This window comes from Stenotrophomonas sp. P2112 (assembly GCF_041897515.1).
In the GTDB taxonomy this organism is placed as follows: Bacteria; Pseudomonadota; Gammaproteobacteria; order Xanthomonadales; family Xanthomonadaceae; genus Stenotrophomonas; species Stenotrophomonas sepilia.
Map to the genome: position 1 here is coordinate 2309435 of NZ_CP169216.1, position 23473 is coordinate 2332907.

Consider the following 23473-nt stretch of genomic DNA (forward strand, 5'->3'; position numbering starts at 1 on the left):
CGCAGTCTGGAAGACACTGATGGACGTTTCTTGGAGCCACCGTGGAGATTGCATGGAGGCGCCGCGGCCGTTCAGGCACCAGCGCCACGCCTGAACGCGATAGCTCCGCGTCCACGCAATCTCGACACAATCTCGACCGAATCTCCATCAACGGTCGCTAGCCTCGTCGGCCTCGCCGACCGCCTGTTTGCCGTGTCCCTTTCCTACCCGGACCTGCCACCCATCGATGTGCGCCGTGCCTACCTGGCATGGTGTGCGCCTTCGCCATGGTTGATAGCACTGGTGCTGGCATCGACCAGCACGTGGATGTGGGTCACGCCGTATCCGGGCCTGCCATTGCTGGCCGGCTTCGGGGCCGCCGCACTGGTGGGGTTCGGCAGTGATGGGCCCGGCCGCACCCGCCGCACCGGGTCCCTCGCATCGCTGGCCTTGATCGGCCTGGCGGTCTGGGCGGCAATGCACCCGGCCGCCAACGTCAACCTGCATCTGCTGCTTGCCCTTGCCACCACCGTGGTGTCCGCCCTGCTGGCAGCGCGCCTGCACACCATCGCGCGCATGGCTGCACGGCTGCAGGCCCGGGTGGACGCCACCCCGATGGCCTCGCGCTGGAGCAAGCTACCCTCGGCGGTGTCCACCCTGATGCAGCAGCAGCTGCGCGGCGCGGCTGCGGTGGAACCCAGCCTGCAGCGCACGCTGGTGCTGGCCACACTGGCCTGGGCAGCCAACGAGGAAGCACAGGCCATGGAGCGCCGCCGATGACCCAGCCCCTTCCCGCCCTGCCCTCGAACCCGCAGCACGCAATGAGACATGAACTCCGTAGCCGACCCGCGCCCCTGGTCCTGATTGCCGAAGATGAAGGCGAAATCGCCGATATCCTCGGTGCCTACCTGGCCCGTTCCGGCCTGCGCAGCGCACGCGCCGCCGACGGCGAGGCGGCGCTCGCCAGCCATCGCCAGCTGCGCCCGGACCTGGTGCTGCTGGACGTGCAGATGCCCAGGCTCGATGGCTGGCAGGTATTAAGCGAACTGCGGCGGCGCGGCAACACGCCAGTGATCATGCTCACCGCGCTCGACCAGGACGTGGACAGGCTGACCGGCCTGCGCGTGGGTGCCGACGACTACGTGGCCAAACCATTCAATCCCGCTGAGATCGTTGCACGCATCCAGGCCGTGCTGCGCCGCAGTGCCCCCACCGCCGCCGAAGAACCCAACGGGTTGATCCGCCAGGGGCCGTTCGAGATCGATCTGCGCAGCCACGAGGTGACGGTGCGCACCGGCGAGCAGGTGCACGCACTGAGCGTCACCCTCACCGAGTTCCGGCTGCTGGTGCATATGGCGCGCGCGCCGCGCCAGGTGCATGCGCGCGCGGACCTGCTGCATGCCTGCCTGCCCGAAGGTGATGCGCAGGAACGTACCGTCGACAGCCACGTCAGCAAGCTGCGGCGCAAGCTTGAAGAGGTGGGCGTGATCGGCATTCCCGCCACCATCCGTGGCGTCGGCTACCGTTTCCTGGACTGATCGATGAATCCCAAAGGCAAGAGCATCGGCCGCCAGATCACCCTCTCCATCACGGTCGCCTCGTTGTGTTCGACGGTGCTCTCGATCAGTGGCTTCTACCTGTTCTATTACCTGCTGGAGGTGTTCTATACGCGCTGGTACGACGCGCCGGAAACGATCATGCCGTCCGGGCTGGAATGGCTGTGGATCGGCTTGACCGCCACCGTGGTGGTCATCTTTGCCACGCTGGTCGCCTCGCGCCTGACCCGGCGCATCATCACCCCGTTGAACTCGGTGGCCGAGAGCCTGCGCCGGGTGGCCAGCGGGGATCTGGAAGCGCGTGCACGTGGCGGCAACACCACGATGGCCGAAGCGGCCACGCTGGTCAGTGATTTCAACTCGATGGCCGAACGGCTCAGCCGGATGTCCGAGAACCGTGTGTTCTGGAACGCGGCGATCGCGCACGAACTGCGCACGCCGATGACCATCCTGCGCGGCCGCCTGCAGGGTATTGCCGAGGGTGTGTTCGAGCCGGGCCCCGAGCAGTTCAACAGCATGCTCACCCAGCTCGAAGGACTCACCCGCATCATCGAAGACCTGCGCGTGGTCAGCCTGGCCGAGAGCGGTCACCTCGATCTGCGCCTGCAGCGCAGCGACGTCAGCGTGCAGGTGGCCGCGGTGGTGGAAGCAATGTCCGACGCACTGGCCGAAAGCGGGTTTTCGGTGACCCTGGAGGCACGGCCGTCACTGGCGGACTGCGATCCGGCCCGCATCCGCCAGGCGGTGCTGGCGCTGCTGGAAAACGCACGACGCCATGCCGTCCCCTGCCCACTGCGGGTTCGTGTCACGCTGGCTGAAGGCCATTGCACCGTGACAGTGGAAGACGGCGGCCCCGGCGTGCCCGACGAGCTTCGCGACAGCATCTTCGAGGCGTTCCAGCGCACCGATGTCTCGCGATCGCGACAGAGCGGAGGCTCCGGCCTAGGCCTGGCCGTGGTGCGGGCGATTGCCGTGGCCCATCACGGAACGGCGCAGTGCCGCCCGACCGAACGCGGCGGCAGCGCGTTCGAGCTCCGTTGGCCGGTGCATGCGCGTCGTTGAGGACGCGGCAGACGCTGCCCTGGTAGCGGCCCACCTTTGATGGGCATTCGCTTCGCTGAACGGCGCCGGTTTCTCCACGCAATCTCCATCGATCCTCCATGCCCGCTCCAAAGGGCCGCAGATACTGGGCGCAACCCGGGAGATGGCAGGCATCCGTCCCCTGCCCTGTCCCCGACCCACCCAGGCATCCCATGAAACACCCCAACGATCCAGCGGCAGCCGCCGGCAGCATCGGGCAGCAGAATGCGGCCGCCACTCTGAAGGCGATCCTGCGCACCTATCCCTGGCAGCTCACCGGCACGTTCTCGCTGGTGGCGCTGGAGAACACCCTGCTGCTGGCCTATCCGTTGTTCGCCGGCTTCGCGGTGGACGCGATCATCAGCGGCAACATCGGCCATGCCGTTTCCTATGCCGGCGTGGTGCTGTTGTTCTGGTTGGTCGGCGCCGCCCGTCGAGCGGTCGATACCCGCACCTTCACCCGCATCTATGCCGATCTGGCAGTGAGCGTGGTGCAGGCACAGCGCCGCCTGGGCCAGGCCACGTCCACCTCGGCGGCACGCGTGGTGCTGGCCCGCGAGTTCGTCGACTTCTTTGAAAAGCACGTCCCGATCATCGCCACCGCGCTGGCATCCATGTTCGGTGCGGTGGCCATGCTGCTGGCGATCGAACCGATGGTCGGTGCCGCTGGCCTGGTCACCCTGCTCGGGGCCCTGCTGGTACTGCCGTCGTTCGCACGCCGCAACGAGCAATTGCATGGCCGGCTGAACAACCGCCTGGAACACGAGATCCGCCTGGTCGACCGGGTCAGCCCCTCGGTACTGCGCCGCCACTACACCACGCTGTCGCGCCTGCGCATCCTGCTGTCCGATCGCGAAGCCGGCGCCTATGTGGTGATCGGGCTGGCTGCTGCGGCATTGTTCGCGCTGACCATCGGCCGCCTTGCCACCACCGACGGAGTTACCCCGGGCCATGTGTACGCGGTGATGACCTACCTTTGGACGTTCGTCGGCAGCCTGGATGATGCACCGTCGATGGTGGATCAGCTGGCACGGTTGAAGGACATCGGCCGCCGCGTCAGCCCCGGCATGGAGGATGCGGAGCGCAAGGACGCCGCTTGACCGGTAGATGCCCACCTTGGTGGATACCGGTGGAAGCCAGCGCCAACCAAGGTTGGCGGCTGACAGGAGCGATAGGCGCCCATGCGCCGCTTGGCGCTACAGGAACTCCGCCATGCGCTGCAGTTCGTCTTCAAGCGCGCCACGAAACACCTTGTCGCGGGCCAGCGACTTGCCGGCATAGCCCACGCTGGACACCAACTCACCCTCGCGCACGCTGAGATTGGCCCAGCCCACCACCTGGTCGTGCCACAACACCGGCAGTGCGTAGTAGCCGTACTGGCGTTTCGGCGCAGGCGTGTACGCTTCGAACCTGTAGACCCAATCCCACAGCAACTCGAAACGGCGCCGGTCCCACACCACCGGGTCGAACGGCGCCAGCAGGCGCACCTGATCGTCTGGCGCGTGCCTGCGCGAACGCGGATTCTCGTCCGCCGGCCAGTACCAGGTGGTGCCCTCCAGCGTGCAGCTGGCCAGCTGCTGCTTGGCCAGCGCCAGTGCCTTGCGGGTCTGCTCGGCCAGATGCGGTGCACCATAGCCCAGCAGGCGCACCAGATAGGTCAGGCTGGCCGATGGCAGCGGCGCGTACTTGCGCACCACCAGGTCGATCAGCGCGGCCGCGCGCTCAACCTGCGCTTGTTCGCTGGCATCTGGCTCGGCATGCGCGGCCACTGCATAGATGCGGGTGCCACTGTCGCGCCGCTGTACGCGCAGCAGGCCGCGGTAGTGCATGCCGTCCAGCAGGTGCGTGCTGGCATTGCTGGTGCCGCCCCAGTAGTTGGTCACCCGGCCATGCGCAAACGCCTGGTCAACCTCGCGGGGGTGCACACTGCCGCGCTCTCGCACGAACGCCAGCACCTCGGCAGCGCGGCGATGGGTCTCGGCGTCCCACTCGCGCTTGGCCGCGCGTGGGTGCATCAACGCCAGATGCTCGCGCGGCAGGAAGCCGTAGTTCACCAGGCAGTCCTCTTCCACCGGCAGGCGCGCATAACGACGTTCAAGATCACCTGCGCGGTAGTCCTTCACCCGGTGCCGCAGGGTCAGGTCCTGCGCGCGTGCCGGTGCCCGGATCGGGTCGGCCTGCACGAAGCCCAACCGCCGAATCGCGGTCAGCAGCGTGGTCGGCCTGAACAGGGTGCGCGCCACTGCATAGCGGCGAAGGTCATCGAGGGTGGGCGTAGCTGGCATGGCCGCATTGTAGATCCACGCCATGCGTGGATGGGAACACGGCAATTCCCCCGAGGGCTAGCGCTCATCGCACCCGGACACTTCACCGGGCCCAACTACAGGCGCTGCCAGACCACGCCTTCACCGCGGCGAAAGTACACCGCCACGGCGCGGCCGTAGATCCGGTCCGCATCGACCCAGCCGAAGAAGCGGCCGTCCAGGCTGTTGCCACGGTGATCGCCCAGCACCAGCACCTTGCCGGCAGGTACCCGCAGATCGGCAATGTCCGGGCCTCCGCCATGCGTTAGATCCAGTCGGGCCTGCCGCTTGCCGAACCGTTCCACGTCAGTCATGACAGTCATCTGCAAAGGCTGGCCATTGATGGTCAATCGTCCCTCCTGCAAGCGCACGCGGTCCCCGGCTACTGCGACCACGCGCTTGATCATGCGCACGCCATCGGCCGGGGAAGCGAACACCACCACCTCCCCGCGTTGCGGCACGTTGTCGCCCATCAGCTTCAGCCCGGTGAAAGGCAGGCGCAGGCCGTGCGCCCGCATGTCGACAACCACACGATCACCCGGCTGCAGGGTCGGCTGCATTGAACCGGTTGGCACCACGTAGTGATTTGCCAAGGTGTCGCGTGCAGCCAGGAACAGGCTCAGCAGCATCAGCAGCGGCAAAGCCTCCTTCTTCAGCCACAGCAGCGCTCGCTGGGGCAACGGCGCGCGGGAAGGGGCATGCATTGAGGGCTCCGGAAGATGATGGAAGGGTCCAGCCCCCAGCCTAGACGTACGGCTCTGGGCCATGCATAGGACAAATTCCAGATGTCCTCCCTGGGCGCATGAAGTGCCCATCCGGAGGGCTGTCCGGCCTGGCTCGACGTTACAGCGCGCCGTCCGCATCCAGCATCTGCAACGACCCGATCACCAGCGCCCGCATGCCCTGTTTGAACTCGGTGATCACCTGGCCCTCTTCGTCATCCGCAATCGCGTAGATGGTGTCGGCGCCGGCGATGCAGTAGAACGCGATTGTGGCCAGCAGCCAGCGTGCCTTGTCCATCGGCAGGCCGAAGACTTCGGCCACGTGCGCCTGGTGGGAGGCGATCTTCTCCAGCATCGGCGCGGTCGCCACCGTGCGCCGCAGCAGGTACGGCGGCAGCCCGGGATGCGCCTTCACCACCTCGCACAACGATTCCACGAACACCATCAGATAGCCCTGCAGGCCGCCCGCCGCATCGGCCGAGGCGCGCGGAATCTGCCAGCGCTGGAACACCGCCTCGGCCACCAGGCGCTTCAGCGCCTCCAGGTTGGCCACGCGCTTGTACAGCGCGGCCTGGGTCACCGCCAGTTCGGCGGCCACGTTGGCCATGGTCAGGTTGGGCAGGCCCAGGCGGATGCCGATGTCGGCCAGGCGCTCGGGGGTGATGGTGGGCGGGCGGCCACGGGTCGGCGCCGTTGGATCGGGGTGCGGGCTCATACGGTGCGTGTTCATACCCTGCCGAGGGTGCCAGCAAAGGGACCCTCTTGTCCGCTTCGGTCTATTTAGTTTAATTTACTCAACTAATTCGGAATGCGTCTGGTTCGCACTCATGGCGCCGCCCGAACCGAGCCCCAGGCTCACTTCCCGCCAGGTCCCCACCCAGCCGACAACCCTGCGCTGCGCGCTCTTCCCGTGCTTGCCGAAGGCAGCGCGCCAGGCGCGCTCGCCCTCGCGATTCACAGGACTCTGGCATGACCGTGTACCCCTTCTCCTCTCCACAAACCCGAGCTGCCGCCGCGTCCTGCAGCCAGCCACTCCCACACGGCCTGGCCCGGCGCTACCGCGCATCGGCGCTCGCGCTTGGCCTGATGGCATCGTGCGCCGCGCTGGCCGAAACCGCGCCGTCCACCCTGCCCTCGGTGCAGGTGCAGGAACAGCGCCGGGTCACCGCAGACTATGCCGGCGGTCAGGTGGCCGCCGGCGGCCGTATGGGCCTGCTCGGCGACAAGGATTTCATGGACACGCCGTTCAGTACGGTCAGCTATACCGAGTCCTTCATCCGCGACCGCCAGGCCAAGGACCTGACCGACGTCATCGCCGCCACCGACCCCACCGTCTTCAGCAACGGCGTCACCGGCGCATGGAGCGAGAACTACGCGATCCGCGGCTTCGCCTCCAGCACCAGCGACACCACCTTCAACGGCCTCAGCGGCATGGCGCCGTACTACCGTACCTCGCCGGAGATGTTCGAACGCATCGAGGTGCTGAAAGGCCCCTCCGCGCTGCTCAATGGCATGCCGCCGGGCGGCTCGGTGGGCGGCGCGGTGAACCTGGTGCCCAAGCGCGCTGGCGAGCAGCCGCTGTTGCGGGTCAGCGCCAACTTCGCCTCCGATGCGCAGTTCGGCACCCATGTGGACATGGGCCGTCGGCTCGGCGCCGACAAACAGTTCGGCATCCGCTTCAACGGCGCGTACCGTGATGGCGATGGCGCGGTCGGCAAGCAGCGCAAGAAGGTGCAGCTCGGTTCGCTGGCACTGGACTGGCGCGCCGAGCGTGCGCGGCTGTCGGCCGATCTGTACAGCGCCGATGACCGTGTTGATGGCCCTGCACGTGGCGTCGGCCTGGCGCCCGGCGTCGCCATTCCGCGGCCGCCGCGTGGCGATACGCTGATCAACCCGGACTGGGCCTACGTGGACAGCCAGGACAAGGGCGCGATGCTGCGCGGCGAACTGGACATCAACGATAGCCTGATGGCCTACCTCGCGTACGGCACCAGCAGGACCGACTACCGCTACAACGGCTCGATCAGCGCGCAGATCCTCAACCCGGCGGGTGACTTCACCACCGTGATCGGCCAGCTCGCGTTCGACATCAAGAAGCAATCCGGTGACGCCGGCCTGCGCGGCAGCTTCCGTACCGGCAGCGTGGGCCACCAATGGGCCGCCAACGTGACCCACTATCAGCATACCCAGAACGACTACGGCCGCCGCAGCGTGCCGGGCTGGGACTGGACCACCAACCTGTACAACCCGGTGTGGGGCCCGGCCGCGCCGTTCGTAGCACCACACATCTCGCATACCGAACTGCGGCTGGACAGCATCGGCTTCGCCGACACCTTGTCCTTTGCCGATGAACGTGTGCAGCTGACGCTGGGTGTGCGCCGCCAGCAGGTGGTCAGCGAGACCTTCAACGTGGCCACGGGTGCACGCACCTCACGCTACGACGAGAGCGCCACTACCCCGGCAGCGGCGCTGCTGGTGAAGGCGACCGACACGGTCTCCCTCTACACCAACTACATCGAAGGCCTCAGCCAGGGCGCCACCGCGCCGATGACCGCTGCCAATGCCGGTGAAGTGTTCGCACCGTTCCGCACCAGGCAGAAGGAGCTGGGCCTGAAGCTGGACCTGGGCCGCTTCGCGCACACCTTCAGCGTGTACGAGATCAAGCGGCCGAGCAGCTACACCGACCCGGTCACGAATATCTTCTCGTTTGGCGGCGAGCAACGTAACCGCGGTGTGGAATGGGGCTTCTTCGGCACACCCATCGACGGCGTGCGTCTGCTGGGTGGCGTGGCCTACGTGCAGCCGAAGCTGACCCGCACGGCAGGCGGCGTGAATGAAGGACGCATCGCCACCGCCGTGGCGCAGCGGCAGGCCAAGCTGGGCGTGGAGTGGGATGTGCCTGCGCTGGAAGGCCTGACCCTGACAGGTAATGCCACGTCGATGTCGAAGCAGTACATCAGTGCCGACAACCGCCTGTCGGTGCCGGGGCGCACGTTGTTCGACGTGGGCGCGCGCTACAGCACCACGCTAGCCGGGCGGCCCCTTGCGCTGCGGGCCACCGTGAACAACGTGACCAACAAGTCTTATTGGGGCATGCCGTTACTGTCCAGCCTGGCACTGGGTGCACCGAGGACGGTGCTGCTGTCGGCAACGATGGATTTCTGAGAAGGCATCCACGCATGGCGTGGATCTAATGTGGAGCCGAGCATAGGCTCGGCTCCACAGCAGAAGTTGGGGCCGGATTCCGTTGCCGAGCCAAGAGGATGAGACCCCGATGCAGGCTCACCTACCAGGCCATGCGCAAGCCCACTTGGCCACCCACGTTCCGATAGCCGCGGTCACCGCGCTGCACGCTCACGCCACCCCACGCACCCCAGCGCTGGCCCAGCTTCAGCTCGGCACCGGCCTGCACCTCGTAGCGGTTGCGCGGCACGTCCGCACCCGGCGTGTCACCGTTGAACTGCAACGTGCTGGCGCCGCTGTCACGCAGCCAGTTTACGCTGAGGTAGGGCTGCACCGTGTTGCCCGCTGCAGTCGCATGACCAAACACGCGCACGCCCAGGCGCCCGCTCAGGCCACCGGCATCGGCATGGTCAATCACCGTGCCATTGCTCTCCACGTGGCGATCAGCGCGGAAATCGACATGGCCCAGCTGCAGCTGCGGCTGCACGTACAGCGCGCTGGCGTTGCCCTGCCACACGTTGAAGGTGTAGCCGGTCTCCAGCGACGCACTGGCCATGCGGGAGTCGTAGTGCTCCGGCGCCAGGCCCACGCCCTGCACGCGGTTATCGAAACGGCCGTACTGCAGGGCCGCATCGATGTATGCACCCTGCGTGCCGTCAGCCGCCTGCAACCAGGTGCCGTACACACCTAGCGCGCTGCCACGCACCCGACCCTTGGCGCTGTAGCCGGTCAGATCGGACACTGCGCTGCTGTCGGCACGCCCCGTACCCAACATCACGCCGAATGCAGCGTTGCCTCGGCGAACAAGGTCACTGCCGATCTGCAGCACCGAGGTGTTGCCATCGATCGACAGCTGACCGCCGACCGCGCTGAAGTCCGCCTGCTGCCGGCCCACGAGCGCCCACGCGGCACGGCCTTCATCCAGCGGGACGGTACCGATGCGGTCGTTCATACGATGGGAAAACATGTTGATGGCTGCCGACTGGTTTGCCAAGTACGCACCGGCTTCCGGGCGCAGCAGCCGAGGCGGAGTGATGGGGTCAACCGGATCGATCGGGTCAATCGGCGCACAGCCCGGCAGCGACGGATCGACCTGGCACGGGTCGGGCGTCGTCGGCAGTTCGGAACGCAGGTACCAGTTGCCCTCGCCACCAGCCACACCACCCTTGTGCAGGAAGTACTCATACGTACCGGCCACGGCACGTCCGGCCAGCGTGTAGCGGGCCAGCGACGCGCCATCAACCCGGATCAGTTCGATCCCGTCCAGCGTTTGCGCACCGAGGCCACCGACGTTGTTTACCACCACCTGCGCATCGCCCCGCGCGTCGCCATGCACGTAAAGGCGGTCGATGGCCGAATCGTCCCCCTGCAATGCACCGTTGAACAGGAACGTCGCAGCGGTCGTATCCAGATCACCGGCCACGGTCAACGTGTTGAAACCGCGCCCGTCGGACAGTGCAAGGCCACTGCCGTTGACCTGCAGCGATTCGACCGCAGTATCACCGGTCAACGTCCATTGGCTGCCACTGTCCAGCGAGACGCCGTGCAACCGATCCGAGCGGCCCACCCACAGCGAGCCCTCCGTCAAGTGCACGTGCAGTTCCGACTGCGGCACCCGGCCCGCCGCCAGATCGTCGGGATTAATGACGATGTCGCCCTGCATCCGCGCGCCCTCCGCCAAGGCCACGTCGAAGCGACCGGCCACGGCCGCATCCAGCTGCACGGCGATGCCGTTGCCACCGTACAGCACCGCGCCCTTGCCCAGCGCCAGTCCGGCATCACGCGTGGAACGGATCCAGGCGCCGCCGTGCTGCTGGCTTACCAGCGATCCGCCATCGATCTGCAGGCGGCCGCCATCGTTGACCACTGTCGCCCACGAGCCCTCGCCTTCGGTCAATACGTGGGTGTCGTGCAGCACAACGTCGCCGGTGCCACCGGCCATCACGCCGGTCGCGTCTGTACCGGTGGTACGCACCACCGAGCCGTCCAAACGGATAGTACCGCCCTGTCGCGCAACCACCGCCGAAGCCTGGTCGCCCTCGGTCGTGATCCAGGAACCCACCATGTCTACCGTGGGAGGCGTTGCGCCGACACGGCTGCCATCAGCCAGGAGGGCCGTTGCTCCGTGGCCCGATGCCTGCAACGCACTCTCGTGGACCGTGGCCTTGCCACCTTCCAACCACAGGGCCACACCGGAATCGGCCAGCGCGCTGAGGCTGGAACCGCGCACCTCCAGCGCGTTGTTGCCCGACGAGCGAATACCGTTCCCGCCACTGATGAAACTCGATTCAACCTTGGCCGTATTGCGCTCTCCGGTGATGGAGAGGCCTGTGCCGGATCTGGCGCCTTCTACGCCTGCAGCAGCCTCAAGCCGGCTCTCGCCGACCAGGACGGTATGGTCACTACCCGTTATTGATACTGCATTGCTCCCGCTGGAAGAAACAATGCTGTTTCCAAGGGTGAGCTGGCTTCCGTCGCCGCGGACGTCGACCGCTATGTAGGTAGCGCTCAGCTGGCTGCCGGATACCGTGCCCATGCCACTGTTCAGGTCCAACGCGATGACCCCGCTCAGCTCGCTGCCGGCGATATCCAGCTGCCCCTTGTAGATACGTGCCGCCACGCCGCCTCCAGCATGAATCCGGCTGGCGTAGACCTGTGCCATCCCTCCGTCGGCCAGCGACAGGCCCGCCGGACTGAAGAATTTCTCCTGGTCACTCAAGACGATCTCAACGCCATGCAGCGCCAGCCGCGCACTTTCGCGCACAACAATGCCCCGGGGTTCGAAGAACGACCCCGGTGCAGCCGGTTTTTCAACGATGCGGACATTCCGCAGCACGACCTCCGATGTACCCGTGGCCAGGATGCCGGTGCCCGAATTCCCCTGCAGGTCCACCTGCACGCCCTCCAGCAGCGACGTTCCACCGGTCGCTACGAAGGCCGTGTCGCTGTTCGAGGTGATCTTCCCGCCCCGCATCTGCAGGCTGCCGTCCTGTACCGAGATACCAGCGCCACTGCTTTCGGCCGTCGTGATACCGACGTTCTCGAGGATAACGTCCCCTCCGTCCACCGAAACTCCGGTGCTTCGCAAACCTCCTACCGAAATGTCCATGTTCGAGACATGCACCGATGCCGCGGACCTCGCGGAAATGCCGTGTGCATCGCTGCCATTGGTCTGGATGCTGCCGCCATCCAGCACGATCCGGCTGCCGTCGCCTTCCGCCAGGACCGCTGGACGGCCGCTGCCCGACTGGTACAGGTTCACCGCGCCTGCGGGGACGATGGAACCGCCGTTGAGCGCGTGGAAGAGTGGACGGCTGGAGGCTCGATAGTCACCGGCTGCAGGCGTCTGCTCATCGCCATCGGCGATGACCTGCTGCGCCAGCACCGGGAAGCCGGCGAGCACGCCAGCAAGCAGCCCCAAAGAGGGGACGACACGTTGATTGCGACACATGAAAGCACTCCGACGAAAGGCAATGTCGCAAATGGTCCTTTCTGTCGCGGAGGCCATCCATGCAACTTGTTGCAATCAGGCAGTACAGGGGTCGGCGGGTTCATCTGGCGTTGCGCGGCCCGCATTGCAGACCCGCGCTGGCAGCCAGGAACGCCGCCGGGCGTAGGCCCGGCGCTACAACGATGCTGTTGCTACCAGCGCCGTGCCACGCCCAGCTGTGCGCTCGTCTGGCGGTAGCCGTGATCACCACGCGAGACGTTGAGGCCACCCCAGGCGGACAGGCCGCTCCGGAACTGGATGCGTACCCCACTTCCCACTTCGTAGCGACTGCGCGGTGCAATACCGGCGATTGTCTCGTTGCCGAAACCGAGCTCGGTTCGGCCAGTATCGCGATACCCGTGGGCGGCCAGCCATGGACTGACCACTGCGCCCTGTCCTCCGGCACCCTGCCCCTCCAGGCGCAACCCCAGGCGCCGTGACCACGCGGTACTGGTTGGATGTGCGATCGGGGTGCCGGTTGCCTCCACGTGCAGGTTGCCGCGATCGCGGAACTGGACGATCTGTACATCCGGTTGCAAGGTCAGCACGGTGCCGCCAAGCGTGCCCAGCGGCAGGCGGTAGCCGGCCTGAAGCGATGCCTGGCGTGCACGCGACCGGTAGTGCTCGGGTGCCAGCGCATCACCCTGCACGCGATTGCGGAAGCGCGCATGCACAACTGCAGCATCCACATAAGCGGCCTCACCCTGCCAACCGGCGTACACGCCGAGGGCATTGGACTGCACCCGGCCGCGGGCGGCATAGCCGGTCAGGGACGAGCGCGACTGCGCATCGGCACGCCCGGACGACAGCAGCACGCCAGCGCGGCCACGCCCGGCGTCGAACACGCCCAGGTCGGCGCCCAGCTGCAGGCTGTTCCACTGCGCGGATTGCTGCAGCTGATCCACCAGTCCCGGCAGCTGCGCCTGACCACTCTCGACCCGGGTCCACCCGCGTACGCCCTCCCGCCCCTCATTCGTGGCCAGAGGCTGGCGTGGCTGCAGCAGCGCCTGTCGCACCCACCGGTTGGCCAGATAGGCACCCGCTTCCGGTCGCAGCACGCCTGCCGGGTCAGGCAGCGATGGAACTTCCGGGGTTGGATCAGGCCCCGGCTCCGGTGTCGGCTCCGGTGCCGGATCGGGACCAGGAACTGGATCGACGCCGCAGCCGGGCAGAGCCGGATCGTCATCGCATGGGTCAACGGCGGTCAACTGCGAGCGCAGGTACCAGTCACCATCGGCGTTATCGCGATGCAGGAAGTACTCATACATGCCGCCGACCGCACGACCGGACAGGGCCAGCGTCGCCAGCGACTGCCCGCCCACGGTGATCAAGGGGATCCCCTTGTCGGTTGCGGCCCCGTCGCCAACGCCGACCACCGAGACCGTGCCGTTGCCCAGGAAATCGCCCTGGACGTCGAAGCGATCACTGGCCGCGGCGTCACCGCCAAGCACCGTATCCAGGCGCAGGTGACCGTCATCAAGAAGCAGATCGCCGCGCACGACGAAGCGATCACCTGCATGGCCGTTGGCCAGCGACACCTCGCTGCGCTGCACACTCAACTGATCGACCATGGCGTTGCCGTCCACCTGCCAGACGCTGCGCTCGCGCAATGCGACATCGAGCCGGCCAACATCCGCGACGCGGGCGCCCCCCCGCATCAGGCTGCCCTGCAGCTGGACATCGGCCGCGGCGAAGCGGCCGATATCGAACAGTGCACCGCGCTCGTTCGCAAGTACGCTGCCCGCCTGCGCGCGCAGCTGCACCCGGGTATCGGGTGCCTCCAGGACGATCGCCGCAGCCCCTCCGCCAAGCAGCTTGGATGCGTGCAGGTTCACCCGCACCTGACCATGCCCAACCGCCATGCGCAGCGCCGCGTCGCTGCCCTCTGCCACGCTGTTGACCATCTCCAATCGATTGGCATCGCCATCGAGGAAGCGCACTGCATCGCCCTGCAGCGCCTGTACCTGGCTGTCCTGCAGCATCAGTTCGGCGCCCATGCCTGCACGGCCCGCGTCAGCGCCGCGATAGCCTGCAACGATGCCATTGCTACCATTGCCCTCAACGCGAACCTGCACACCGTACAGCTGGGCACGACCCACGTAGGCGTACGACGGGCCTCCGAAACCAATGTGACCCGACTCGACGTAGAGCCCCGTACTGTCTTCCCCCGCTGTGCGAATGCTGCCGCCCTGCATGGCCACATCCGATCGATAGTTCCAGAGGCCGAACGCCCTGTCACCCTGGGTCGCGATGTCCACGTTGCGCAGCTGCAGCCACGCACTGGGATTGAGCGCGACGCCCGCACTATCCTGGCCCTGCGTGAAGATCGAGCTGTCGATCACGGTGGTCGTATTCGCCTTGGCGATGAATCCTGACGCGTCCGGCGAAATATTGCCTACGTACAGCCCCGTCGAAGCCTCGCCGGAGGTCCGCAGGTGCGACCGGCTGATCCTTGCGCCGTCCACATGGTTGCTGGTCATCACCAAGGCGTCGGACATCGTCCCTGCAGTCTCGACCAGGCTGTCTTCCATCACCAGATAACCACGCTGATTGATATCCATCTCCACGCCTGGCCAGCGATCGCGACTGCCGATCACGGTGGCGTCGTAGACCTCCAGCGACCGATCGAACCAGAGATCGTGGGCCGCGATTTCAACGCCACACAGGTAGGACACCTCTACAGCAGGATCACCCGGATCAGCCGGGCGCGGAATGCTCGGGCAGGGCACGCCGGGAGGAGCGGCGGCAACCGATGCTGCGGGTAGAACCAGGGCCAGCATCAATGCTGCCGCCAGAGGCTGTCGGGTGAGGTTGTTCATGGCGTCCAGGAATCGAAAGGTGGTATAGGCAGGAACTTTCGCCCCGTACGCCACCGAATGCCATGCAACTTGTTGCAAATCCATCCGCAGTACGAAAGCTGCAACCAGCCAAACAAGACATGCGCCATCGCGATTGTCTTTTCTCGCAGTACGCCCGCACAGCGCTGTTCCTGTAGCGCTGAGCCATGCAAGGTTCCGTCTGGTCCGAGGAGCCGAGCGCGGGCACGGCTCTACGGATCGTCAGGCAATCCGCGATCGGCATCCACGCAGGGCGTAGATCTACAAAAGCGCACTGTCGGGTTCGTACGAATCCGATAGTGTCCTTCCCGGCCGGACTCCACCATCGGCGTGACCCTCCTCACGCGGTGGTGCCATGCGCCTTCCAGCCTTTCCTTCGTTCACCACGTCGTTGCGACATGTGCTGCTCGCAACACTCCTTCTCGTACCCTCGCTGGCAACCGCCGCCTCGATCTGTGTCATGCGCTCGGGTGAGCGCCTGCTGCTGGTGCAGGATGTCACCTCGCGCTGGCAGCTGCCTGGCGGAACGGCAGAACACGGTGAATTGCCGCAACAGACCGCTGCCCGCGAAGCGCTGGAAGAAACCGGGCTTGCCGTCGCCACCACCGACCTGCTGGACGACAAGTTGGGTGTGCATGTATTCGCCTGCCGTGCCCTCGAACCCGTCCAGGTGCACGGCAATGCGGTGAATGTGCTGGATGCGCCGCACCTCGGGCGGGAGATCATCCAGGCGCGCTGGGTCAGCCGCGACGAGGTGCGTACACTGCGCACGCGTTTCCCGCAGCAGTTGGAGCGCGCGTATCAGCGGCTGCACGCAGTAGCCGAGAGTGAAGTACGCCCCGTCGCGCGCTTCGGGGCCGCCTCGGCCTTCCGCCAAGCGGAACTGGATTGCGTGCAGCGCACCCAGCAGTGGCCGGTGCGCGGGCTGGCGATGATTGGCAACGTCCTGGGCGAATTCTGGTTCTATCTGCTGGCAATGCCCGTGTTGTGGGTTGCGTTCGGCGCGCAGGCATCCCGCCTGATGCTGATGGCGTTGATGGTGGTCACGCTGGCCGTGCAGAGCATCAAGGTCTTCGCACCGGTGCCACGCCCCTTCAGCTTCGACGCCACGCTCAGCCTGGCCGGTGCCGCCGGCCCTTCCCTGCCCAGCGGACACACCACCAGCGCCACCTGCTTCTTCGTGCTGGTCGCGCTGTGGTTGTTGGCACGCCAACACATCACCGGAAGGTTCAAACGCTCGGCAGTGCTGGGTATCGCGCTGCTGGCCGGGGTGATCGCTGGAATGGCCCGGGTCTGGCTGGGGGTTCACTATTGGAGCGATGTTGCTGCAGGGTTGCTGTTGGGTAGTGCGATCGCGGCGGGAATCCATGCGCTGGGGACATCGCTGGCACGCCACGAACACCCGGCGGTGCGCGAGCGGATCTGCTGGGCTGCCATTGCCTGCGTCAGCCTGGCCGTGGGTGTGGCCTGGCAGGCCCTGCCGCTGCTATTGCCGTTCTGCGTAGCAGCCGCCTGCGCGGTGCTGCCGCGTGCAACCCGGGAGCGAGCGTCGATGGGCTCGGCAGCATGGCTGCTGGCCGGCCTGCTGGTGCTGGGTGGCGTATGCCTGCCGATGGCACAGCGCGCCGAACCGTTCGTGCTTGCGGCCGGCCTGCAGGCGCTGGACTACGTGGGGCTGGGCGCGTGGGTGGCGTGGGGTGCCAGTGCGGCTGCCGCGTGGTGGCCGCTGAGGTACCCGCGGTAGCGTCCACGCATGGCGCCGAGCCATGCTCGGCTGCGTTTTGTCCGGCTCTATATGAACAGCATCCGCGCATGGCGTGGATCTACTCGGGGTGCAGCCGGAAGATGGCGTGGTTGGTCAGCGCCAGCGCGGCCAGCTTCAGCCCTTCCATCACGCGGTCGCCCACGTAGTGCTCCGGGCCGCCGTTCTGGCGGGCGCGCTCGGCGGCCAGCAGGATCTCGTTGATGATGCGCAGGCCGGCCAGGGCGCCATCGCTGTCGGCCAGCGCCAGGCAACGGCCCGGCAGCTGGTGACGCTCGGGCCAAGGCTGGCCGTCCGCGGCCACGCCGCGGCCGATCTGGTGCAGCAGCGCGATCAGGTTGTTGGGGTCGGGCGTTGCGCTCGCTTCCTCGCCTTCATCGGCGTTGGCCGGGGCGTACTGGGTGCGCAGAGGGGGAATGTCCGAAGGGTTCATGGCAAGTCTCCGTACAAGGCTACGGTGCCACCGCCCTTAACAAAGGCGGCGGACGGTACGTGGCTGGAAATCCGGCGGTCGCGTAAGCACTAACCGGCAGGTGGGCTATCGCCCACCTCCACGCACCGCCCGCCATAAAGCACGGGCGAATTGCCAGCCGGCACCGCACAAAGCGGCGCCGGCTGGCGTGCGCAAACTACACGCGACCAACGGGGTTTCCAGGCCCCGGCCACCCTTTTCCGGCGGCACCCCATCATGTGCACAACGGGGTGGCAGGCGCCAACAACCCACGTGCAAAGACAGCAACGTTCACGCAGTGGCAGCATTGTCGCATATCGACAATCGAGCCGAAATTCAACAACTTGCACCATGCCGATGGCGCCTGGCTTCACCTGCATCGGCACCATGCGTTCCTTGACCGCATCCGGCTTTCAAGACGCGCGACACGCCAGTTCCGACATTACGCAAGCAGATGTGCAATCAACGCCAGCACCGCCAGATGTCCCACGTAGTACCCGTAGAACACCCACCGCCAGCGCGGCAGTGGCCATGTCACCCGCGCGGCCAGCAGCACCACCGGTACGGCCAGCAATGCCCAGCCGTTGTGGTTCGCCCAGCACACCGCTGCGAGCCCGACCAGCAGCAGCCACCACGCGCGATGCCGGAACGCGATCCATCCCAGCAGCACGCAGCCGACACCCGCCCACTGGTAATCCACGAACATCGGCAGCACGCCGGCAGCCAGCAACAGCTGAACGGGCCGATGGTTCGCCAGCGCATGAACGGCCACCGCAGCCAGGGCAAAGGTCAGCAGGATGTTGAGCGGCAGCCAGGAACCAAACGCGAATGCGTGCACTGGCTGCGCGATCAGCCCCCACAGCGCGAGCCGACGCATCGACTTGCGCAGGTCGGCCCCGGGCTGGGCCAGGTTGCAGGCCATCACCAGCGCGAACAGCGGGAAGGCAATGCGCCCCAGTTCGCTGACCACCGGTACGTAGCCGCCAAAGACCACCTTGGCCACGTGATCACCGGTCATGGCCAGCAGTGCGATCCACTTCAGCAGCTCGCGCGCGCCGCTGCCAAGGGTGAAGTTGAAGGTTGACGTCCCGGTCGTGGTCGCTTGCATCGCGGAAGCTTATGCGCATCGGCCAACCCATTTCCAGCGCCGCGCAGGAGTCCGTCGCTGCAGCCCGCAGGTGGCGGCGCTATGCTGGCCGCCCCAGCTTGTGAGACACCTGCCATGCGTACCCTGTACCCCGCCATCGAACCCTACCGCGAGTTCACCCTGCCGGTGAGCGATCTGCACACGCTGCATGTCGAAGAGTGCGGCACACCGGACGGAATTCCGGTGGTGTACCTGCACGGCGGCCCAGGCGCGGGCATTTCACCCACCCATCGCCGTTTCTTCGATCCGGCACGCTACCGCATTGTGTTGATCGACCAGCGTGGCAGCGGCCGCTCCACCCCGTTCGGCGAGCTGCGCGACAACACCACGCAGGACCTGGTGGCCGACATCGAGAAGGTGCGTGAGCACCTGGGCATCGAGCGTTGGCTGGTCTATGGCGGCTCCTGGGGGTCGACCCTGTCACTGGCCTACGCACAGGCACATCCCGAGCGCGCCACCGGCCTGATCGTGCGCGGCGTATTCCTCGGCCGCGAAATGGAAAACCGCTGGTTCGCCGAAGCCAACGGCGGTGCGCGCTGGATCTTCCCGGAGCGCTGGGACCGCTATGAGGCCTACATTCCGGAAGCCGAGCGCGGCGACATGATCGCAGCCTACTGGAGCCGCATGGACAGCCCGGATGTGGCGATCCGGATCGAAGCCGCGCAGGCCTGGCTGGGCTGGGAGGACAACGCGGCCACCCTGCAGCACGACGTGGATGCGCAATCCACCGACGACCCGCTGGACACATTGGCAAAGGCCCGCATTGAAGCGCATTACTTCCGCAACAGCATCTTCCTGGAGCCGGACCAGCTGCTGCGCGATATCGATCACATCCGCCACCTGCCCTGCGTGATCGTGCAGGGGCGCTACGACATCATCTGCCCGCCGCGCAGTGCGTGGGATCTGGCCAAGGCCTGGCCGGAAGCCCGGCTGGAGATGGTGACCTCCGGCCACAGCGCGAACGAGCCGGCCACGGTGGATGCGCTGGTGCGGGCCACGGACGCCTTTGCCGACCGTTTCTGAGCAGATGGTAGTGCCGGCCGCTGGCCGGCATCCCACCGTTCGAGGGTAGCTTCGACTCCGCGCAATCGCTGCTGCGCGGCCAGGTGAATGGCGACCCACCGGCAACGGTCCACGGCCCCATTCTTCGCAGCCCGCTTACAGCTCCGCGCAGAAGATCCGGCGGTGACCACCGCACCGGTGGTTCGCCCTTTCCCCAGGAGCACGCCATGACCGGTTATCGCTGCCTTCCCATCGCTCTCTCGCTATCTGCGGGCCTGCTGCTGGGCGCCTGTTCCAATCCCCAGGAGGCCAGCAAGGCCACCGCCGCCGAGGACGTGACAGAAGTAAGGCTCATCCCTGCCTACGAATCGCTGGACAAGGACAAGGACGGCATCGTCACCCTGGCGGAAGTCGATGCGGTAGCACCGGACTGGGCCGAACGGCTGCATGCCTGCGATACCGACCGTGACAAGACGTTGACCCGTGGCGAGTACGACGTGTGCAAGCAGACCAGCGCTTCGCATTGATCCATCACTGAACCCTCGATTGGCGCTGTGCATGCCCGGCTATACCAAGGTATAGCCGGGCTAACCCACGAGTCTCTAGGCCTGTCCCATTCAGGGGCGGACAATAGCACCACTGGCCAGGGCAACCCTGGCTGCCAACTTCCCCTCATGGAGACGCAGATGGACCCCGACCCTGCCGGGTGCGCCGCACCCCGGATCACCGCCTGTTGCCTGTTCCTGGCGCCTGCCCGCCGGTCCCTGCCTGCCTGAGTGACGGGGGACCGCCAGGCGCCGCCTGCCTGGAGATCGCCCCCATGTCCTACAAGATCCTCTACATCACCCTGCGCCGCCTGATCGGCGAGCGCGATGTTGCCGCCCTGCGCAGCCAGCTGCTGCAATACGGCCCGGTCATGTTTGCCCGTTCGCTGTCGCTCGGTTCGCCGCGCGTGGTGGCCGACGCCTTGTCGCTGCTGCCGATCAGCGAGCGCATCACTGTGCTGCGTCATCTGCCCTATCCCCTGCGCGATGCGATGAAGCCGCTGTGCATCGGTGGCAGCCAGCGGCTGCACATGCAGCCATGGTCACCGGCGGTGCTGGCGATGCGCCACGCCTGATCTGTGTCACCCATTCCGTTCGTGTTCCGGCTGCGGCCGGCTCTGACATTCGAGGAGCGTCCCATGAGCCTGCTCAACGCCTGGTTCAACGCCTTCCTGCGCAGCCGTCGCGCAGGCAACCTGTTCCGCCGCCGCGCGATGCCCGAAGTCGGGTTTGGTCCGGGCAGCGCCGAAGCGGCGCCGTTCGCGCTCACCACCGGCCTGGTCACGCTCGCCCAGCAGGACGAAGCCGAGCTGCTGGCCACGCTGGGCTCGCATGCCGATGGCCTCAGTCCCCATGAGGCCGAGGAGCGACTGTCCACGCTCGGCCCCAATGAGGTGGATCACGAGAAGCCGCTGCCGTGGTGGCGCCACCTGTGGCAGTGCTACCGCAATCCGTTCAACCTGCTGCTGACCGTGCTGGCGGCGGTGTCCTGGCTGACCGAGGACATCAAGGCGACGATCGTCATCGGTGCGATGGTGCTGCTGTCCACGCTGATCCGCTTCGTGCAGGAGGGTCGTTCGAACCGAGCGGCCGAGCGGCTGAAGGCACTGGTCGGCAACACTGCGCGCGTGCTGCGCCGCAATCCCGGCACCGAAGCTGCGGATGTGGCAGACCAGTACTTCGGCGCGCGCCTGCACAGCCGTCGCCCTGCACGCCTGCTGGACCTGCCGATCCGTGAACTGGTGCCCGGCGACCACATCGTGCTGTCGGCAGGCGACATGATTCCGGCCGATTGCCGCGTGCTGAACGCCAAGGACCTGTTCGTGGCGCAGGCGGCGATGACCGGCGAGTCGCTGCCGGTGGAGAAATTCGCGCACCCGGGCGATGGCCTGGCCGGCCTGCTGGAACAGCACAACCTGCTGTTCATGGGTACCAACGTGGTGTCCGGTACGGCCACCGCCATTGTGCTGGCCACCGGTAACCGCACCTACTTCGGCACCCTGGCCCAGCGCAGCACCGCCACCGACCGTGCGCCCACCGCATTCCAGGCCGGCGTCAACAGTGTCAGCTGGCTGCTGATCCGCTTCGCGCTGGTGATGGTGCCGTTCGTGCTGCTGATCAACGGCTGGACCAAGGGCGACTGGACCGAGGCGTTCCTGTTCGCGCTGTCGGTGGCGGTGGGCCTGACGCCGGAAATGCTGCCGATGATCGTCACTTCCACCCTGGCCAAGGGCGCGGTGCTGCTGTCGCGGCGCAAGGTGATCGTCAAGCGCCTGGATGCCATCCAGAACTTCGGCGCGATGGAAGTGCTGTGCACCGACAAGACCGGCACCCTCACCCAGGACAGGATCGCGCTGGAGCGCCACACCGATGTGTTCGGCCACGATTCGGAAGACGTACTGAAGTTCGCTTACCTCAACAGCCACTTCCAGACCGGGCTGATCAACCTGCTGGACCGTGCGGTACTGGAGCACGTGGAGCTGCAGAGCTCGCTGCGGCTGTCGCAGGACTACCACAAGGTGGATGAGATCCCGTTCGACTTCGAGCGCCGCCGCATGTCGGTGGTGGTCTCCGAGCGCGAGGACCACCACGAGCTGATCTGCAAGGGAGCCGTGGAAGAGATGCTGGCAGTCTGCAGCACCGTGCGTGAGAACGGCCAGGACATGCCGCTGGACGAGCGTCGCCTGGCGCGGGTGCGGCAGACCACCGAGGAACTGAACGAACAGGGCCTGCGCGTGGTTGCGGTGGCGATGAAGGAGACCGCGGCCAGCCAGACCACCTATTCGCAGGCCGACGAATGTAGCCTGACCCTGATCGGCTACGTGGCGTTCCTCGACCCGCCGAAGGAATCGGCCGCGCAGGCGCTGCAGGCGCTTGCCGCGCATGGCGTGGAGGTCAAGGTCTTCACCGGCGACAACGAACTGGTGACCGCGCGTGTCTGCGCGCAGGTGGGGCTGGACGCCGACACCATCCTGACCGGGCCGCAGATCGAGCGCATGGATGACGGCGCGCTGTCGCGGGCGCTGCACCACCATTGCGTGTTCGCCCGGCTGACGCCGCTGCACAAGGAGCGCCTGGTGCGCGAGCTGCGTGCTCAGGGCAAGGTGGTCGGCTTCCTCGGCGACGGCATCAATGATGCACCGGCGCTGCGCGCAGCCGATATCGGCATCAGCGTGGACAGTGCGGTGGACATCGCCAAGGAGGCCGCCGACATCATCCTGCTGGAAAAGAACCTGATGGTGCTGGAGGAAGGCGTCATCCAGGGCCGGCGCACGTTCAACAACATGCTGAAGTACATCCGCATGACCGCCAGCTCCAACTTCGGCAATGTGTTCTCGGTGCTGGTGGCCTCGGCCTTCCTGCCGTTCCTGCCGATGCTGCCGCTGCAGCTGCTGGTGCAGAACCTGCTGTACGACATCTCGCAGATCGCCATTCCGTTCGACAACGTGGACGAGGAGCTGGTGCGCAAGCCGCTGAAGTGGAACCCGGCGGACATCGGCCGCTTCATGGTGTTCTTCGGGCCGATCAGCTCGATCTTCGACCTGAGCTGCTTCGCGCTGATGTGGTACGTGTTCGATGCACGCACGCCGGCCGACCAGGGCCTGTTCCAGTCCGGCTGGTTCGTGGTCGGCCTGCTGACCCAGACCCTAATCGTGCACATGATCCGCACGCCGAAGCTGCCGTTCCTGCAGAGCATCGCCGCGCCGCCACTGCTGCTGATGACCGGCCTGATCATGGCCATTGGCGTGGCCCTGCCGATGAGCCCGCTGGCCGGCTACTTCAAGCTGCAGGCGCTGCCGGCCGGCTACTGGCCGTTCCTGGTGGCGATCCTGTTCGGCTACGCGGTGCTGACCACTGCGCTGAAGCGGTTCTACATCCGTCGTTACGGCTGGCAGTAAGCGCCCGCCGCTTTGTCC

At 66.5% G+C, this 23473-nt stretch carries 17 protein-coding genes; 10 read left to right on the top strand and 7 right to left on the bottom strand.

Annotated elements, in window-relative coordinates; translation table 11 throughout:
* Positions 1-192: 192 nt before the first annotated feature.
* The 4 genes from ACEPA4_RS10770 to ACEPA4_RS10785 all read left to right on the top strand — a co-directional run bounded on the left by ACEPA4_RS10770 (position 193) and on the right by ACEPA4_RS10785 (position 3715).
* The gene (locus ACEPA4_RS10770) at positions 193-759 is read left to right on the top strand and encodes a hypothetical protein (RefSeq protein ID WP_239499487.1); all 567 of its coding nucleotides are present in this window, start codon (positions 193-195) and stop codon (positions 757-759) included.
* A 41-nt stretch (positions 760-800) separates the two neighbouring features.
* Entirely contained in the window at positions 801-1517 is a 717-nt protein-coding gene (locus tag ACEPA4_RS10775; protein ID WP_032954218.1) for a response regulator, read from the top strand.
* A 3-nt stretch (positions 1518-1520) separates the two neighbouring features.
* Complete coding sequence (locus ACEPA4_RS10780) at positions 1521-2597, top strand: ATP-binding protein (protein ID WP_374082847.1); 1077 nt, start codon at positions 1521-1523, stop codon at positions 2595-2597.
* A gap of 191 nt (positions 2598-2788) precedes the next feature.
* On the top strand, positions 2789-3715 hold the full coding sequence (locus ACEPA4_RS10785; RefSeq protein ID WP_065186450.1) for an ABC transporter six-transmembrane domain-containing protein: 927 nt from the start codon (positions 2789-2791) through the stop codon (positions 3713-3715).
* Positions 3716-3811: 96 nt separating this feature from the next.
* Here ACEPA4_RS10785 and ACEPA4_RS10790 read toward each other — a convergent pair whose 3' ends face one another.
* The 3 genes from ACEPA4_RS10790 to ACEPA4_RS10800 form a co-directional block, all read right to left on the bottom strand.
* Positions 3812-4924, bottom strand: coding sequence for a DNA glycosylase AlkZ-like family protein (locus tag ACEPA4_RS10790; RefSeq protein WP_239499486.1), 1113 nt, complete (start codon positions 4922-4924; stop codon positions 3812-3814).
* Between the two features lie 71 nt (positions 4925-4995).
* Positions 4996-5622, bottom strand: a complete 627-nt coding sequence (gene lepB / locus ACEPA4_RS10795; protein ID WP_164092833.1) for a signal peptidase I — start codon at positions 5620-5622, stop codon at positions 4996-4998.
* Between the two features lie 139 nt (positions 5623-5761).
* The gene (locus tag ACEPA4_RS10800) at positions 5762-6355 is read right to left on the bottom strand and encodes a TetR/AcrR family transcriptional regulator (RefSeq protein WP_139727151.1); all 594 of its coding nucleotides are present in this window, start codon (positions 6353-6355) and stop codon (positions 5762-5764) included.
* Between the two features lie 254 nt (positions 6356-6609).
* Here ACEPA4_RS10800 and ACEPA4_RS10805 point away from each other — a divergent pair, with 254 nt between their 5' ends.
* A complete protein-coding gene (locus tag ACEPA4_RS10805; protein ID WP_262090690.1) occupies positions 6610-8805 on the top strand; it encodes a TonB-dependent siderophore receptor in 2196 nt (731 codons plus the stop codon).
* Between the two features lie 121 nt (positions 8806-8926).
* Here ACEPA4_RS10805 and ACEPA4_RS10810 read toward each other — a convergent pair whose 3' ends face one another.
* Complete coding sequence (locus tag ACEPA4_RS10810; RefSeq protein WP_262090691.1) at positions 8927-12274, bottom strand: autotransporter outer membrane beta-barrel domain-containing protein; 3348 nt, start codon at positions 12272-12274, stop codon at positions 8927-8929.
* Between the two features lie 191 nt (positions 12275-12465).
* Entirely contained in the window at positions 12466-15216 is a 2751-nt protein-coding gene (locus ACEPA4_RS10815) for an autotransporter outer membrane beta-barrel domain-containing protein (protein WP_374082848.1), read from the bottom strand.
* A gap of 289 nt (positions 15217-15505) precedes the next feature.
* Between ACEPA4_RS10815 and ACEPA4_RS10820 the strand changes: the two genes are divergently transcribed.
* Positions 15506-16894: an NUDIX domain-containing protein gene (locus ACEPA4_RS10820; protein WP_139727154.1), complete on the top strand. Its 1389-nt coding sequence runs from the start codon at positions 15506-15508 to the stop codon at positions 16892-16894.
* A gap of 79 nt (positions 16895-16973) precedes the next feature.
* Here ACEPA4_RS10820 and ACEPA4_RS10825 read toward each other — a convergent pair whose 3' ends face one another.
* Positions 16974-17345: a hypothetical protein gene (locus ACEPA4_RS10825; protein ID WP_069138447.1), complete on the bottom strand. Its 372-nt coding sequence runs from the start codon at positions 17343-17345 to the stop codon at positions 16974-16976.
* Positions 17346-17805: 460 nt separating this feature from the next.
* Positions 17806-18471: a TraX family protein gene (locus tag ACEPA4_RS10830; protein WP_139727156.1), complete on the bottom strand. Its 666-nt coding sequence runs from the start codon at positions 18469-18471 to the stop codon at positions 17806-17808.
* 114 nt (positions 18472-18585) lie between these two features.
* Here ACEPA4_RS10830 and pip point away from each other — a divergent pair, with 114 nt between their 5' ends.
* From pip to mgtA, 4 genes are all read left to right on the top strand, one after another.
* Positions 18586-19533 carry a prolyl aminopeptidase gene (gene pip / locus ACEPA4_RS10835; protein ID WP_065177733.1) on the top strand — a complete coding sequence of 316 codons (948 nt, stop codon included), beginning with the start codon at positions 18586-18588 and terminating at the stop codon, positions 19531-19533.
* A gap of 206 nt (positions 19534-19739) precedes the next feature.
* On the top strand, positions 19740-20039 hold the full coding sequence (locus ACEPA4_RS10840; RefSeq protein ID WP_065177732.1) for a hypothetical protein: 300 nt from the start codon (positions 19740-19742) through the stop codon (positions 20037-20039).
* A 293-nt stretch (positions 20040-20332) separates the two neighbouring features.
* Positions 20333-20632 carry a hypothetical protein gene (locus ACEPA4_RS10845; protein WP_005416698.1) on the top strand — a complete coding sequence of 100 codons (300 nt, stop codon included), beginning with the start codon at positions 20333-20335 and terminating at the stop codon, positions 20630-20632.
* A 63-nt stretch (positions 20633-20695) separates the two neighbouring features.
* Positions 20696-23455, top strand: a complete 2760-nt coding sequence (gene mgtA, locus ACEPA4_RS10850) for a magnesium-translocating P-type ATPase (RefSeq protein ID WP_111200965.1) — start codon at positions 20696-20698, stop codon at positions 23453-23455.
* Positions 23456-23473: the final 18 nt, after the last annotated feature.

What these genes read in the sequence shown, in the direction of transcription:
- mgtA (WP_111200965.1), top strand. Translation starts at nt 20,696, where the DNA reads ATGAGCCTGCTCAACGCCTGGTTCAACGCCTTCCTGCGCAGCCGTCGC.
- pip (WP_065177733.1), top strand. Translation starts at nt 18,586, where the DNA reads ATGCGTACCCTGTACCCCGCCATCGAACCCTACCGCGAGTTCACCCTG.
- ACEPA4_RS10800 (WP_139727151.1), bottom strand. Translation starts at nt 6,355, where the DNA reads ATGAGCCCGCACCCCGATCCAACGGCGCCGACCCGTGGCCGCCCGCCC.
- lepB (WP_164092833.1), bottom strand. Translation starts at nt 5,622, where the DNA reads ATGCATGCCCCTTCCCGCGCGCCGTTGCCCCAGCGAGCGCTGCTGTGG.
- ACEPA4_RS10805 (WP_262090690.1), top strand. Translation starts at nt 6,610, where the DNA reads ATGACCGTGTACCCCTTCTCCTCTCCACAAACCCGAGCTGCCGCCGCG.
- ACEPA4_RS10775 (WP_032954218.1), top strand. Translation starts at nt 801, where the DNA reads ATGAGACATGAACTCCGTAGCCGACCCGCGCCCCTGGTCCTGATTGCC.
- ACEPA4_RS10825 (WP_069138447.1), bottom strand. Translation starts at nt 17,345, where the DNA reads ATGAACCCTTCGGACATTCCCCCTCTGCGCACCCAGTACGCCCCGGCC.
- ACEPA4_RS10820 (WP_139727154.1), top strand. Translation starts at nt 15,506, where the DNA reads ATGCGCCTTCCAGCCTTTCCTTCGTTCACCACGTCGTTGCGACATGTG.
- ACEPA4_RS10830 (WP_139727156.1), bottom strand. Translation starts at nt 18,471, where the DNA reads ATGCAAGCGACCACGACCGGGACGTCAACCTTCAACTTCACCCTTGGC.
- ACEPA4_RS10780 (WP_374082847.1), top strand. Translation starts at nt 1,521, where the DNA reads ATGAATCCCAAAGGCAAGAGCATCGGCCGCCAGATCACCCTCTCCATC.
- ACEPA4_RS10840 (WP_065177732.1), top strand. Translation starts at nt 19,740, where the DNA reads ATGACCGGTTATCGCTGCCTTCCCATCGCTCTCTCGCTATCTGCGGGC.
- ACEPA4_RS10845 (WP_005416698.1), top strand. Translation starts at nt 20,333, where the DNA reads ATGTCCTACAAGATCCTCTACATCACCCTGCGCCGCCTGATCGGCGAG.
- ACEPA4_RS10815 (WP_374082848.1), bottom strand. Translation starts at nt 15,216, where the DNA reads ATGGATTTGCAACAAGTTGCATGGCATTCGGTGGCGTACGGGGCGAAA.
- ACEPA4_RS10790 (WP_239499486.1), bottom strand. Translation starts at nt 4,924, where the DNA reads ATGGCGTGGATCTACAATGCGGCCATGCCAGCTACGCCCACCCTCGAT.
- ACEPA4_RS10785 (WP_065186450.1), top strand. Translation starts at nt 2,789, where the DNA reads ATGAAACACCCCAACGATCCAGCGGCAGCCGCCGGCAGCATCGGGCAG.
- ACEPA4_RS10810 (WP_262090691.1), bottom strand. Translation starts at nt 12,274, where the DNA reads ATGTGTCGCAATCAACGTGTCGTCCCCTCTTTGGGGCTGCTTGCTGGC.